Source organism: Xanthomonas sp. NCPPB 2864 (assembly GCF_056675615.1).
The window spans coordinates 511,894-526,304 of the sequence record NZ_JBWWVS010000001.1 but is presented as its reverse complement, the minus strand read 5'-3'; the positions used below and the strand labels follow the sequence as shown (position 1 = coordinate 526,304).

Below are 14,411 nucleotides of genomic sequence, written 5' to 3'. Positions count from 1 at the left end.
GGCGCGGATGCGACAATGGCGCCATGTCTGCTCCTGATCCCTCGCCGCGCCGGCTTCGGCTGCGGCCGTTGTTGTCCAGCCAAGGCTGGCGTCGTCGCGCCGCACTCTGGGGCGGCGCAATCGCAGTAGCACTGGTGGCGATCGTGTTCGCCAAGGCCAGCGACGCCGCCTTCCAGTTGTTCCAGCGCATCACCGCGCATTCGATCTGGTGGGCACTGCTGCTGACGCCGGGCATCTTCGCCCTGCTGGCCTGGCTCACCACCGGCGCGATGCGGCCGACGCGTGGCAGCGGCATTCCGCAGGTCATCGCGGCGCTGGAACATGACGACGCGGCGTTCCGCCAGACCAATCTGTCGCTGCGCGTGTCGATCGGCAAGCTCGCCCTGACCACCCTGTCGCTGCTCGGTGGCGCCTCGGTCGGACGCGAAGGCCCCACCGTGCATGTCGGCGCCAGCCTGATGCATGTGTTCGGGCGCTGGTTCGGGTTTCGCGATCCGCGCGAGCTCTCGCATTTCCTGCTTGCCGGCGGCGCGGCCGGTATCGCCGCGGCGTTCAACACGCCGCTGGCCGGGGTGGTGTTTGCGATCGAGGAATTGAGCGGGCGCTTCGAGCACCGCTTCTCCGGCACCTTGCTGACCGCGGTGATCGTCGGTGGCGTGGTGTCGCTGGGCCTGCTGGGCAACTACACCTACTTCGGCAAGGTGGCGGTGGCCCTGCCGCTGGGCCAGGCCTGGCTGGCGATCGCGCTATGCGGCAGCGTGGCCGGCCTGCTCGGCGGCATCTTCGCGCGCCTGGTGCTGGCCAGCGTCAGCGGCAAACCGCGCTGGCTGGCAGCGCTGCGCCAGCGCCACCCGGTGCTGCTGGCCGCGCTGTGCGGGGTGGCCTTGGTTGGGCTGGCACTGGTGTTCGGGCAAGGCGCGTTCGGCACCGGCTACGAGCAGGCGCGCAGCCTGGTGCAGGGCCATGCAGTGGTCGGCCACGAATTCGGGCTGATGAAGCTGGTGGCCAATCTGGTCTCCTACCTGGCCGGCATTCCGGGCGGGCTGTTCTCGCCGGCGCTGGCGGTGGGCGCCGGCATCGGCCACAACCTGTCGGTGCTGATGCCGGGCGTGGACCCGCGCACCTTCGTGCTGCTGGGCATGTGCGCGTATCTGACCGGCGTGACCCAGGCGCCGTTGACCTCGGCGGTGATCTCGCTGGAACTGACCGACACCAGCCAGATGCTGCTGCCGATCCTGGCCACCGTGCTGATCGCGCGCGCAATGTCCGGGCTGGTGTGCAAGACGCCGATCTATCGCGGCCTGGCCGAACAGTTGCTGGCGCCGACGCCGTCCCGCACCTCGCCGGCTACGGCAACGACGCACTGAACATCCCAGGCGGGAGAGCGGCGCAGGGCCGACCGACCGCAGTGTGCAGCTGCCGGCCGTGACCGCCGCGCACTGCGGCCGGCGCTGCCGTGCCATGCGCGAACCGACGCCAGCGGCGCGCAGGTCGCCGCTTCGACGCAGGCCGGTAGCCTAATTGCTGCTCGGGCGAGCGCTGCAGCGCGCGTCTGCGCCGATGCCGGACATAAAAAAACGCGGCGCAAGCGCCGCGTTCTGGTGTCGCGAAGCGGGCTAAGGATCAGCCGGCCTTGGCAACGGTCTTCTTGGCGACAGCCTTCTTGGCCGGAGCCTTGACCACGCCCTTCTTGGCAACCGGGGCAGCTGCACCCACGACAACCTTGCTCACCGCGTGCGAACGCGAATTGCCGTAGCTGGAATTGTAGCGCTTGCCCTTGGCGGTCTTGCGGTCACCCTTACCCATGTTCGTCGACTCCTGAATGTGAATACTGAATACAAAATCCCCGCGCTGAACACGGGTCTGGCGAGGTTTACGCCGGCGGCGCCCTCGCGCAAGGCCGGCAAGCCTACCACGTAGGCCCTGCCCGCGCAGCCCGGGCTAGTGCGCGCAGCTGGCGTCGTGGACGTGGGCGTGCCCGTGGTTCAGACGCAGGTTGACCAGGTGGGCGATGCCGACCAGCGCGCCACCGAGCGTCATCACCACCGCATGCGGCACCACGGCGTGGTGCAAGGGGTCATAGAGCAGGCCAGCCCACAGCAACAGCAAGCCCGGCAGCAACAGCGCCAGCGCGTGCAGCGCCTTGTGGCGGCGATAGCCCAGCACCAGGCTGAACAACCCCAGCAGCGTCACGAACACCACGATGGCCAGTTCGACCCCATCGCCCAGCCAGAACGACAGGCCCAACGACGGGGCCAGGGCCAGTACCAGCGGCAGTACCGCGCAATGCACGGCGCACAGCAGCGAACCGGTCGCACCGAAGCGGTCGAGCACATGGCGAAGGGACGGTAGAGGCATGACTTCCAGCAGGGGCTCGCGGCGACGTGGAATAATATAACATCTTCCTTGTTCCAGACCCGCACCGCTGCATCGCGCAGGTGAGCGGGTCCTGCCGTCGGCACAGCAGCCAAGCTGCGCCTTATCATTGATATACAGTAACAATCACAGAGTCCGGCCCGCCATGCACCCTCGCCTCGCTTTCTCGTTCCGCCGCTCCACGCTCTCGCTGGCGCTGACCAGCCTGCTGACGCCCGCCCTGGCCCTGGCCGAGGACGCACCGGCAGCCGCCGACCCGCAGACCCCGCCCAGCTCGGACACGCGCCACGACGCCACCGCTTCCAGTGGCCGCCATATCAAGGACCTGGACAAGGTCGTGGTCACCGCCAGCCCGTTGCGCGATGCGGCCGGCGAGTTGAGCCGCCCGGTCGAGGTACTGGCCGGCGAGCGTCTGGACGAGGTACGCAGCTCCAGCCTGGGCGAGACCGTGGCCAGCCTGCCCGGCGTGCAGAGTTCCAACTTCGGCCCCGGCGTCGGCCGGCCGATCATCCGTGGCCTGGACGGCCCGCGCGTGGCGGTGCTGCGCGATGGCTTGTCGACCCAGGACGTGTCCACGGTCAGCCAGGACCACTCGCCGGCGATCGAGCCGTTCCTGGCCAACCAGATCGAGGTGCTCAAGGGCCCGTCCACGCTGCTGTACGGCTCCGGCGCGATCGGCGGCGTGGTCAACGTGGTCGACGGGCGCATTGCCGAAACCCCGGTGGACGGTTTCAGCGGCCGCGCCGAAGTGCGCTTCGATGGCGGCGACAAGGACGGCAACACCGACATGTTCCGCGTCGATGCCGGCAATGGCAGCGGCCTGTCGATCCATGCCGACGGCGTGTACCGCAACCAGAACGATTACGACACCCCGCAGGGGCGCCAGCTCAACAGCTGGATCGACTCCAAGGTCGGCTCGGTCGGCGCCTCGCTGTCCGGCGACTGGGGTTTCGTCGGCCTGTCGGCCTCGCGCTTCCGTGACAACTACGGCAACCCCGGCGAGCCGGGCGACCCGACGATCGGCGAGCGCGGGGTGTCGTTGAAGCTGCAGCAGGACCGCTACGACCTCAAGGGCGGGCTGACCGATCCCTGGGGCGAAGGCAGCGCACTGCGCTACAGCTTCGGCCACACCGATTACGCGCACACCGAGTTCGAAGGCGCCGAAGTCGGCACCGTGTTCACCAAGCGTGCCAACGAAGGCCGTGTGGAAGTGTCCTTCACCTTCGGCGGCGGCTGGCAGACCGCATTCGGCCTGCAGGGCAGCGACACCACCTTCCAGGCGATCGGCGAGGAATCCTTCGTGCCCAAGACCGATACCCGCTCGCTCGGCGTGTTCGGCGTCGCGCGCAACAGCTGGGAGCGCGTCACCGCCGAAGTCGGCGCGCGCGTGGACAAGGTCAAGTACCGCACCGACATCGGCGTGGACCGCGACTTCACCCCGACCAGCTTCTCGGCCAGCGGCGGCTTCCGTTTCAACGAACAATGGCGCCTGACCGCCAACCTCGACCACGCCGAACGCGCACCGGCCGAGGAAGAGCTGTTCGCCAACGGCCCCCACATCGCCACCCTCGCCTACGAGATCGGCGATGCCGATCTGAAGACCGAAAAGGCCAACCAGGCCGAGCTGGGCCTGAACTTCCAGAACGCATGGGTGGATGCCAAGATCGCCGCGTACTACAACCGCTACAACGACTTTGTCTACATCGTCGATACCGGCGGCCAGTGGTTCAACGAAGAAGACAACGACTTCCTTCCGATCCGCCAGTGGACGCAGAACGATGCGGTCTTCCACGGTTTCGAGGGCGAGGCCACCTTCCATCTGGCCGACAACGACACCGGCGCGTGGGATCTGCGCGTGTTCGGCGACACCGTGCGTGCGCGCCTGAAGGATGGCGGCAACCTGCCGCGCATCGCACCGGGCCGCGTCGGCGCGCAGATGCGCTGGAACGCCGATGCATGGCGCGCCTCGCTCGGCGCCACCCGCACCATGAAGCAGGACAAGGTGGCGGTGAACGAAACCCCGACCGACGGCTATACCTTCGTCGATGCGCATCTGGCCTACCACGTGGACCGTGGCAGCAACGCGTGGGAAGTGTTCCTGGACGGCAACAACCTGACCAACCAGGACGCCCGCGTGCACACCTCCTTCCTCAAGGACGACGTGATGCTTCCCGGCCGCAGCGCCTCGTTCGGCGTGCGCCTGTTCTTCTGACGGTACCTCTCTCCCGCCGTCATAAGCGAGGCCGCCTTCGGGCGGCCTCGTCATGTCCGGCGGCGGGGTTGCCGGCCTCGGCGTTCTGCACTGCTGCGCGCATTGGCGCGGCGATGACAGCCCTGCGCTGCAACGCCACTCGCAGCGGCGAGCCGTTGCGCTGCATTGCACGGGCTGGCTCGACGCATCGCTGACCGATCATACCGAGGCCGCTTGCCGGCGTTGGCCGATAGCCGACGCTGCCCGGTACGCACCACGCATGTGCCAGCGCCGTCATTGCCGCGCGTTGGGCGGCCTGCGATTGCCTTGCAGACTCGATCGGTCCTGCTTCGACGAACAGGCGCCCCACATTCGCCACGCGCTTGCCAATAGGTGCATATGCACGCAAAGTGCGAACATCCTCGTGGAGCATCGCCATGTCCGGGACCGGCCCCTGCACCTGCTTCCAGCTGCGCCGCGCCGCACGGCGTACCTCGCAGCTGTACGACCATGCCCTGGCGCAGGTGGGCCTGAGCCTCAACGAATACTCGATCCTGCGCCGGCTGGTCAGCGCACAGCCGTTGGGCGCGTTGGCGCACTCGCTGGGCATGGATCGCACCACGCTGACCCGCAATCTCAAGCCGCTGCTGGCGGCGGGCTGGGTGCAGGCACGTCGCGGCGAGGATGCGCGCCAGAAACTGGTGGTACTGAGCCGCAGTGGGCGCGGGCTGCTGGTGCGCGCCCTGCCGCATTGGCAACGCGCACAGACGCAGCTGGAAACGCTGTTCGGCAGCGCGTCCACCGCGCAGTTGCACGCCACCTTGATGCAACTGGATGCGGCCCTGGACGCGGAGGCAGCGGCATGAGCACGTCTGCGAGCGCCCGCACCGGCGCGCAGTGGGGATTGCTGCTCACCGCCTCGGCCATGCTGATGCTGACGATGGGCGCACGCCAGACCACCGGCCTGTTCGTGGAGCCGATCCATCGCCAGACCGGGATTGGCATCGCGTCGATCAGCTTCGCGCTGGCGGTGGGGCAACTGGTCTGGGGCGCGGTGCAGCCGGTATTCGGCGCGATCGCCGATGCGCGCGGGCCACTGCCGGTGCTGCTGTTCGGCGGCGTGCTGTTGTCGCTGGGCCTGGGACTGAGCCCGTGGCTGGCCAGCGAGTGGGGCCTGATCGTCTCGCTGGGCATCCTGGCTGCCGCCGGTGCGGGCGCCGGCAGTTTTTCGGTGCTGATCGGTGCCACTGCCGGACGTCTGGCGCCGGAGCGGCGCTCGTTCGCGGCCGGGCTGATCAATGCCGGCGGCTCGCTCGGCCAGTTCGTGTTTGCGCCACTGGTGCAGCTGATGATCGGCGCCGCCGGTTGGGCCAGGGCGATGACCGGGCTGGCGATGATCTCCTTGCTGACCTTGCCGCTGGCCTGGCCGCTGCGACGCAGATCGCCGCCGCCGGGCATGCACATGCCGATCGCAAACGGCGACATCGGCTTGCGTGCGCAACTGCAGGTTGCCGTGCGCGATCGCAGTTACTGGTGCCTGCATCTGGGCTTTTTCACTTGCGGCGTGCATATCGCGTTTCTGGTCACGCACCTGCCCGGCGAGATCGCGCTCTGCGGCCTGCCCGCCAGCGTGTCGGCGGTGTCGATCGCGTTGATCGGCCTGTTCAACGTGGCCGGCAGCCTGGTCGCCGGCAAGCTAGGCGAACGCATCCGCATGAAGTGGCTGCTGTGCGCCTTGTATGCCAGCCGCGCGGTGCTGATCGGCTTGTACCTGATCGCGCCGCCGACGCCGCTGACCTTCTACCTGTTCGCCGCGGCACTGGGCTTTACCTGGCTGGGCACGGTGCCGCCGACGGCAGGTTTGATCGGCAAACTGTTCGGCCCGCGCTACCTGGGCACCTTGTTCGGCCTGACCTTGTTGTCGCACCAGATCGGCGGCTTCTTCGGGGCGTGGCTGGGCGGGCTGGCGCTGGAGCGCTTCGGCGATTACAGCTGGATGTGGTACGCCGACATGCTGCTGGCAGTCATCGCCGCACTGATCAACCTGCCGATCCGCGAAGCCGCGCCGGTACGCGCAGCAGCGTAAAACGGGCCCAAGCGCGCACCTGCCTATCGGCCTGCATGCAGCGACATCGCTGCGCCATTGCACGGTGCCTGGCAGCGCATACGCAAAAGCCATCGTGCCGCGACGATGGTTCGCATCAGCTGCCGCTGTGGTGCGCGTTGGAACGACCCACACGCAATCCGATAGCGCCACGCGTGCACTGCGCACGCGCTGTCTGGCGCCTTGCCGCATTGATCGATGGCGAGCATATCGCCTGCACCGAGTGCCGCAGCGCACAACAGCTTTTGCCGGCAACTCCGTTAGAACAACAGCGCGACGTGTGTCGCTGCGTTGCGCGACCGGCCACTGTGACGTGCTGCCGGTCACCCTTTGGCGGCGCGTGTACGACGCGCGCATTGCCGCCAGCTGCGACGTCATCCCAGGAGAGCTTTCATGACCGCATCGATGCCCCGCTATGCCCTGTCCCTTGCCATCGGCGCCCTGCTTGCGCCTGCCGCGCATGCGCAGACGTCCACCGCCGAGCCGCGCAGCGAGGCCACCACGCTGGATGCAGTGATCGTCAGCGGCACCGCGCGCTTCAAGGGCCTGGCCAAGCGCGATGCCAGCTTCTCGATCACCACCGCCAGCCCGGAGCAGATCCAGCAGGCCGTGCCGCAGAGCACTGCGGACCTGCTGAAGATCGTGCCCGGCGTATGGGCCGAGCCCAGCGGTGGCGGCACCGGCGCCAATATCTTCGTGCGCGGCATGCCATCCGAAGGCGATGCGCCGTTCGTGACCATGCAACTGGATGGCTCGCCGCTGTTTCCGCCGCCGACCCTGTCGTTCCTGGAAAATTCCACGCTGTTTCGCGTCGACGACACGGTCGAGCGCATGGAGGTGTTGCGTGGCGGCTCCAGCCCGATCTTCTCCAACGGTCAACCGGGCCTGACGGTCAACTTCATCCAGAAAAAAGGCCAGGACGAGCCCGAAGGCAGCGTACGCCTGACCGGCGGCAACAACGCGCTGCGCCGCATCGATGTCTTCAACAGCGGGCCGATGGGCAATGGCTGGTACTACAGTGTGGGCGGTTTCTTTCGCGAAACCGACGGCGTGCGCGACCCGCAGTTTTCCGCCGACAAGGGTGGCCAGTTCAGCGCCACCTTGAGCAAGCGCTGGGACAGCGGCGAACTGTCGTTCTACGCGCGGCATAGCGACGACAACAATGCCTTCTATACCGCCATTCCGCTGCTGTCGCGCAACAACGGCAACGACCTGTCCAGCTTCCCCGGCCTGAATGCTCAAACCGGTACCCTGCTCGGCCGCGACTTCCGCAATGTCGACCTGCTGGTCGGGCCAGATGGACAGACCATCCGCCGCGATCTGGCTGACGGCCGCGGCGTCAACATCGATGTGTTCGGTGGCGAACTTAACTGGGAGACTGGCGACTGGACCATTGCCGACCGCTTCAACGTGATGAGCGGCAGCGCACCGACCTATGCGTTGTTCACCGGCGATGCGCCGGTGCGATTGAGCGATTTCATCGCCAGTTACGGCACTACCGGCAGCGGTAGCTTCACCAATGGCGGCGGCGTCGTCGATCCGAATCAGCAAGTGCTGGAAGCCGGCTGGTGGTCGGTGGACAAGCGCCTGAATTCGGTCACCAACGATTTGCGCCTGAGCCGCGAATTGTTTACGGGCAACACGCTCACCGTGGGCGCGTACTACGCCAAATATTCCTCGGCAGACACCTGGTACCTGGGCAACACCATGCTGCTTACCGCGCAGAACAACGCGCGCCGGATCGATCTGGCGCTGGACAACGGCCAGCAGGCCACGCGCCAGGGTTTCACCAGCACCGCGTTCTTCAACCTGCGCGCCAACTACGATGGCGAGAACATCGCCGCCTTCGTCGCCGACGAATGGGAGCTCAACGCGCGGCTGCGCCTGGACCTGGGCGCCCGCTACGAACGCCAGAGCGTCACCGGCGATGTGCACGACACCGCCACCGTCGATCTGGACGGCAACCCGGACACGCTGTACGACAACGCCACCTCGCTCGCCCTGGCCAGCACGCGCCGCATCGACCAGGACGATGAGGCGTTCTCCTGGACGGCGGGCCTGAACTTCACGCTCGATACGCACAACAGCCTGTTCGCACGCGTCAACTCGGGGGTGAAGTTCCCAGGCTTCGACAATCTGCGCGATGGCCAGAATCGCGTGCAGGAAGTGGATCAGTACGAACTCGGGCTCAAGTCCGGTGCCAGCAGCTACGACCTGTACCTGACCGCGTTCTACAACACCTTCAAGAACTCGCCGTTCCAGGCGTTCCTGGCCAATGGTGAAAACTTCACCACCGTTGGCGACTCGCGTGCGCGCGGGCTGGAGGTGGAAGGTGCCATCCGCCCATTCGGCGGCTTCGAGCTGGCCGGCACCGGGGTGTGGCTGGATGCCAAGTACCGCAACTACCGCGAGTTCACCGGCAACCAGGTGATGCGCCAGCCCAAGCGGCAGTTCCGCATCACGCCCAGCTATTACTGGATGCTGCCGTTTGGCGACCTAAAGGTGTTTGCCACCTATTCCTACATCGGCGACCGCTTTGCGGACTTGGCCAACAGCCAGCGGCTGCCGTCCTACGACATGCTCGACATCGGCGCCAACCTGCATGTGGGCGAGCACTGGGAAGTGACCGCCAGCGGCAGCAACGTCACCGACACGCTGGGCCTGACCGAAGGCAATGTGCGTGTCCCGGGTGCAGCGACCGGCGGCGTGTTCATGGGCCGGCCGATCGCCGGACGGCAGTACCAGATGTCGGTGGCGTATCGCTGGTAGGCAAGCCAAGACGTCATCCCGCGCGGCAGTCCACGGCTGTCGCGTGGTCCACGTCCGAGCGCGCGGCCACGTCCTTGAACGCGCAACGCGGAAACGCGGGCGCGGCGCATGCCTGCCTGTGGCAGTGGTCCAGCCGCTACGCCTTCGCGGCCATGCGACCGCTGCGCTTTCTCACCGCCGGCATCGGCTGCGCAACCGCGCACCGGGAGCCGATCGACGCCCTGTCGCATCCGCCATTCAACCCGGATGCGCTCTTCCGGCTCTTTCGAGACATCGAGGTGCCCTGTCCCGAGGTAGTTCCGCGCACGGCACGGCCATTGCGATGCGGCATCACACCGGCAGCGGGCTGCGTTCGGCAAAGTGCCCGCGCCAGTACGGGTAGTACGGATACGGCGGCTCCACCGCGCTCACCGCATCCAGGCGCGCGCGTTGCGCGTCCGTCAGCGACCAGCCCACCGCGCCCAGGTTCTGGCGCAGCTGCGCTTCGTCACGTGCGCCGATCAGCACCGTGCTCACGGTGGGCCGTTGCAGCAGCCAGTTGATGGCGATCTGCGGCACGCTGCGGCCGGTCTCGTCAGCAATCGCGTCGAGCACATCGACGATGTCGAACAGGCGCTCGTCGCTGATCGCCGGGCCGGCGGCCGCAGTGGCATGCAGGCGACTGTGTTCGGGCAATGCCTGGCCACGGCGCAGCTTGCCGGTCAGACGCCCCCAGCCCAGCGGACTCCACACCACCGCGCCCACGCCCTGGTCGATGCCCAGCGGCATCAGCTCCCATTCGTAGTCGCGCCCGGCCAGCGAGTAATAGGTCTGGTTGGCGACAAAGCGGCTCCAGCCCTGCGCATCGGCCACCGCCAACGACTTCATCAGCTGCCAGCCGGCGTAATTGGACGCGCCCAGGTAGCGCACCTTGCCGGCGCGGACCAGCCCGTCCAGCGTGGACAGGGTTTCTTCCACCGGCGTCATCGCGTCGAAGGCATGCAGCTGCAGCAGATCGATATAGTCGGTGCGCAGGCGTCGCAACGAGGCATCCACCGCGCGCAACAGGCGGAAGCGCGAGGCACCGGCATCGTTGGGCCCATCGCCCAGGCGCAGGCCGGTCTTGGTCGAGAGGATCACCTGATCGCGGCGGCCCTGCAGCGCCTGGCCGAGGATCTCTTCAGAGGCGCCGTCCGAATACACATCGGCGGTGTCGAACAGGTTCAGGCCCGCCTCCAGGCACAGGTCGATCATGCGCTGCGCCTGCGCCACATCGGTATCGCCCCATGCAGAAAACAGCGGCCCCTTGCCGCCGAAGGTACCGGCCCCCAGACCGAGCACCGGGACCTTGAAGCCGGAACGGCCGAGAAAACGTGTCTCCATCGCAATACTCCTTGAAACCGAAAGAAAATCCGTGCGCTGCCGGTCGATCCGGCCATGCGCGATGCCAGGCGCCAGGCTCCGCTCGCCGACCACCCGCGCGATCGCGCAGGGCTGCCGGTTGCGCGGTCACTGCGCTCGTGCCTAAGAAACGAATCAACCTGCCGGCGCACACACGCCCGGCGCGGCGGTACGCCGGCGTTGCAGTTGCACGCTCCACAACGCGATGCCCAGGCCGAGCGCGCTCAACAGCGCGGCAACCCAGGGCGTGGCGACCAGGCCGGCATGGGTGGCGATCACCACGCCGCCCAGCCAGGCGCCCAGCGCATTGCCCAGATTGAACGCGGCGATATTGAGACTGGAAGCCAGGTTCTGGCCGGCGCCGCGCGCATGCTCGAGCACGCGCAACTGCAGCGGCGCCACGGTGGCGAAGGCGGCCACGCCCAGCAACCCGACGAACACCACCATCGCGGTCTTGTTGTGCAGGACCAGGCCCATCGCGGCGAGCACCACCACCAATGCCGCCAGGCTGCCCAGCAACGCAGCGGTGGGACGCCGGTCGGCCAGACGCCCGCCCAGCAGATTGCCCACGATCATGCCGACGCCGAAGACCAACAACACCGGCGATACCGCCGTCTGCGCAAAACCGCTCACGTCCACCAGCAACGGCTGGATATAGGTGAATACCGCGAATACGCCGGCATAGCCCACCACCGTGATCGCCAGGGCCAGCAGCACCTGCCCGCGCCCCAGCACCGCCACTTCCTGGCGCCACGACACCGGCGCGGCCGCGCCTGCGTTCGCCGGCACCCACAGCGCCACCGCGGCCGTGGCCAGCACGCCGACGACCGCAACCGCCCAAAACGTCGCCCGCCAGCCCAGCTGCAGACCCAGCCAGGCGCCGGCCGGCACGCCCAACAGGGTGGCCACGGTCAGGCCGGCAAACATCAGCGAGATCGCCGAGGCACGGCGCTCGGCCGGGACCAGCGAGGTGGCCACCACCGCGCCCACGCCGAAGAAGGTGCCGTGCGCCAGCGAGGTCAGCACACGCGCGACCATCAGGCTGGTGTAGTCCGGCGCCAGCGCGCAGGCCACGTTGCCCAGGGTGAAGATCGCCATCAAGCCGACCAGCACCGCCTTGCGCGGCAGCCGCGCACTGGCCAGGGTCAGCACCGGCGCCCCGACGAACACGCCCAGTGCATAGCCGCTGATCAGCAGGCCGGCGGCGCTGAGCGACACGCCCAGGTCGGTGGCCACCTGCTGCAGCAGGCCCATGATCACGAACTCGGTGGTGCCGATGCCGAAGGCACCGATGGTCAGCGCCAGCAGCGCTGGCGGAAAACGGGAAGAACGCGCGGAAGCGGACATGGGCATGGACCAGGGAGGACAACCCACAGCCTGCGCTCCAGCGTCCTTAGCAAAAACCCCTGTTATCCTGATTCACTATCAAGCAATCATTGAGAATCGCATGGACCGCCTCGGCGATATCGCGCTGTTCCTGCGCGTGCTCGACTCCGGCTCGATCACTGCCGGCGCGCGCAGCCTGGACCTGTCGGTGGCGGTCGCCAGCCAGCGCCTGAAGCGGCTGGAGCGCGACCTGGGCGTGCGCCTGCTGCACCGGACCACACGCCGGCTGCACCCGACCCCCGAAGGCCAGCGTCTGGCCGAGCGCGGCCGCGTGCTGGTGCAGGATCTGGACGCGCTGGCCGACGATCTGCGCGAGAGTGCACACGCGGTCGGCGGCATCCTGCGCATGACCATGTCGGCCTCGTTCGGACGGCAGTACGTCTCGCCGCTGCTGCCGGAATTCCAGGCCCGTCATCCGCGCGTGCATATCAGTGCGCACCTGAGCGACGACCTGGTGGACCTGGTCAGGCAAGGCTTCGATCTGGCGATCCGCATCGGCCCGCTGGACGACTCCGGGCTGGTGGCGCGGCGCATCGCCGACAACCGCCGCACCCTCGCCGCCTCGCCCGATTACCTGCAGCGCCATGGCACCCCGCGCACGCCGGACGACCTGGCCGGGCATGCCGGCGTGCTGCTGATGGGCCGCGACGGCCGCCAGGATGTCTGGCAGTTGCAAACACCGGAGGGCGGCCTGGTGCGCGTCCGCATGCAGAGCCGCTTCGAAAGCAATTTCGGTGAGTTGATCCGCGATGCGGCCGTCGCCGGCCAAGGCATCGCGCTGCATTCGTACTGGCATATCGCCGAGGAGCTGCGCAACGGCCGGTTGGTCGAGGTACTCCCCGATTACCCGCCGCCAACCTCGCAGATCAACGCGGTGATGCCGGCGCGCCAGCTGCAGCCACCGCGTGTGCGTGCATTCGTGGATTTTCTGCAGGAACGCCTGGGCGACGTGCCGCCGTGGGAGCTGGGCGGTTGAACGCGAGCGCGTTGCTTGCGTTTGCCGGTCCTTGCTGGACGCGGATCGATGCGTGGCTGCGAGGCGACGTCTTGGTTGGTTAGTGGCTGGATGGCACGTTGCAAGGCGGAGAGCCCGATATGCGGGTTTGCGGATAGATCAGCTGTAAGGCAGGCGATCTGCCGCTTTGCTGCAGGGCCCTTGCCCGCCCACCATCGCAGGACATGCTTCGAGGCAGGGTGGGCAATCCACGGCATTGCAGATAGGTCAGCTGTAAAGCAGGCGATCTGCAGCTTGGCTGCGGGGCCCTTGCCCGCCTACCATCGCAGGACACGCCGCAAGTACGTCCCTGTAGGCTCTTACACGGCATCCATGCCGCGTAAGGTCCCGCGACGGTAGGCGGGCAAGGACCTGTCTGGATGGTCGGTGTGCACGATTAAAAGCAGTGCCAGGTGCGCGTTGTTTGATGCCGATGTGCCAGCTCAACGCCCGATGCATCTCTAACGACAACCAGTCGGGATGGTCGGTGCGCATGGGCAAGCGCAGTGCGCCATGTGCATTTGGATAGCGATGTACCTGCGCGGCCCAACAGTCAACGACCAATGCACTTCGCGCGACAAGCAGCTCTTATGCGAGCACCGACCACCTTTCTGGTGAGGTGTCCTCGCCGCTTGCAGGACCCTTGGCAGCATGGATGCCGCAAAGGAGTCTTCACGGATGGATTCACGGCGTGTCCCGCAAGTGGTGAGGGCACCGCACACTCGACTCACCAATGAATAAAGCGCGTGCGGCCGGCACGTTGACACCGTCGCTCTAGCGTCAAGGATGTGGTTGGCGTCCTAGCGGCTCCGTTTAGCGTCCCGCACGCAGCAAGCGCCGGTGCAATCCACGCCGCTGCGCTTCGCTGAGCAGATGCCCATGCGTGTTCAACAATCCCAGAATCTGCCGATGCGCTTGCGCCGTGCGGCGCGCAAGTTCGGCCGTGGCGGCGGCCTCGAGCGCCTTCCAGTCGGCCGGGCTTGCCGGTGCGGGGATGGTCGAACGTTTTGCGGGCATGGGACGGGGGTGGTCACGGGAACAGACACCCATGATACGGCGCGTGTGTGAGCGCAGGATCGTGTCTGGCCTGCGATTGTCGGGCGTCGGGCGCGCAGGCCTGACAGCCTGTGCCGGCGCCAACTTGCCGCTGCTGCGGCCGGCATGCGGGCTCCATGACGGTGGGTCTTGTACGATCGACGGCATCGCGGCCG

The 14,411-nt window shown here is 67.3% G+C and carries 11 protein-coding genes; 6 read left to right on the top strand and 5 right to left on the bottom strand.

Annotated features, from left to right (window positions below):
* Positions 1–23 precede the first annotated feature (23 nt).
* Positions 24–1,367 (top strand): chloride channel protein, encoded by a 1,344-nt coding sequence (locus tag AC1KVE_RS02155; protein ID WP_481091971.1) that lies wholly within the window; start codon positions 24–26, stop codon positions 1,365–1,367.
* A 256-nt stretch (positions 1,368–1,623) separates the two neighbouring features.
* Here the strand turns inward: AC1KVE_RS02155 and AC1KVE_RS02150 are convergent, their stop codons facing one another.
* Both AC1KVE_RS02150 and AC1KVE_RS02145 read right to left on the bottom strand, forming a co-directional pair.
* Positions 1,624–1,806, bottom strand: a complete 183-nt coding sequence (locus tag AC1KVE_RS02150) for a 30S ribosomal protein THX (RefSeq protein WP_016904806.1) — start codon at positions 1,804–1,806, stop codon at positions 1,624–1,626.
* A gap of 135 nt (positions 1,807–1,941) precedes the next feature.
* A complete protein-coding gene (locus AC1KVE_RS02145; protein WP_024939915.1) occupies positions 1,942–2,358 on the bottom strand; it encodes a MerC domain-containing protein in 417 nt (138 codons plus the stop codon).
* 163 nt (positions 2,359–2,521) lie between these two features.
* On the opposite strand from AC1KVE_RS02145, the gene AC1KVE_RS02140 reads away from it, so the two are divergent.
* The 4 genes from AC1KVE_RS02140 to AC1KVE_RS02125 all read left to right on the top strand — a co-directional run bounded on the left by AC1KVE_RS02140 (position 2,522) and on the right by AC1KVE_RS02125 (position 9,440).
* A complete protein-coding gene (locus tag AC1KVE_RS02140; RefSeq protein WP_481091972.1) occupies positions 2,522–4,588 on the top strand; it encodes a TonB-dependent receptor in 2,067 nt (688 codons plus the stop codon).
* A 416-nt stretch (positions 4,589–5,004) separates the two neighbouring features.
* On the top strand, positions 5,005–5,433 hold the full coding sequence (locus AC1KVE_RS02135; RefSeq protein ID WP_104553997.1) for a MarR family winged helix-turn-helix transcriptional regulator: 429 nt from the start codon (positions 5,005–5,007) through the stop codon (positions 5,431–5,433).
* A complete protein-coding gene (locus tag AC1KVE_RS02130) occupies positions 5,430–6,653 on the top strand; it encodes an MFS transporter (RefSeq protein WP_481091973.1) in 1,224 nt (407 codons plus the stop codon). Before AC1KVE_RS02135 ends, AC1KVE_RS02130 begins: the two co-directional genes overlap by 4 nt.
* A gap of 411 nt (positions 6,654–7,064) precedes the next feature.
* Entirely contained in the window at positions 7,065–9,440 is a 2,376-nt protein-coding gene (locus tag AC1KVE_RS02125) for a TonB-dependent receptor (RefSeq protein WP_481091974.1), read from the top strand.
* Positions 9,441–9,770: 330 nt separating this feature from the next.
* Here AC1KVE_RS02125 and AC1KVE_RS02120 read toward each other — a convergent pair whose 3' ends face one another.
* Together AC1KVE_RS02120 and AC1KVE_RS02115 are read right to left on the bottom strand one after the other, a co-directional pair.
* On the bottom strand, positions 9,771–10,802 hold the full coding sequence (locus AC1KVE_RS02120; RefSeq protein ID WP_046343518.1) for an aldo/keto reductase: 1,032 nt from the start codon (positions 10,800–10,802) through the stop codon (positions 9,771–9,773).
* Between the two features lie 153 nt (positions 10,803–10,955).
* A complete protein-coding gene (locus AC1KVE_RS02115) occupies positions 10,956–12,167 on the bottom strand; it encodes an MFS transporter (protein ID WP_102251656.1) in 1,212 nt (403 codons plus the stop codon).
* 100 nt (positions 12,168–12,267) lie between these two features.
* On the opposite strand from AC1KVE_RS02115, the gene AC1KVE_RS02110 reads away from it, so the two are divergent.
* Entirely contained in the window at positions 12,268–13,182 is a 915-nt protein-coding gene (locus AC1KVE_RS02110; protein WP_104543398.1) for a LysR family transcriptional regulator, read from the top strand.
* Between the two features lie 831 nt (positions 13,183–14,013).
* Here AC1KVE_RS02110 and AC1KVE_RS02105 read toward each other — a convergent pair.
* Positions 14,014–14,217 (bottom strand): hypothetical protein, encoded by a 204-nt coding sequence (locus AC1KVE_RS02105; RefSeq protein WP_126965909.1) that lies wholly within the window; start codon positions 14,215–14,217, stop codon positions 14,014–14,016.
* Positions 14,218–14,411 lie beyond the last annotated feature (194 nt).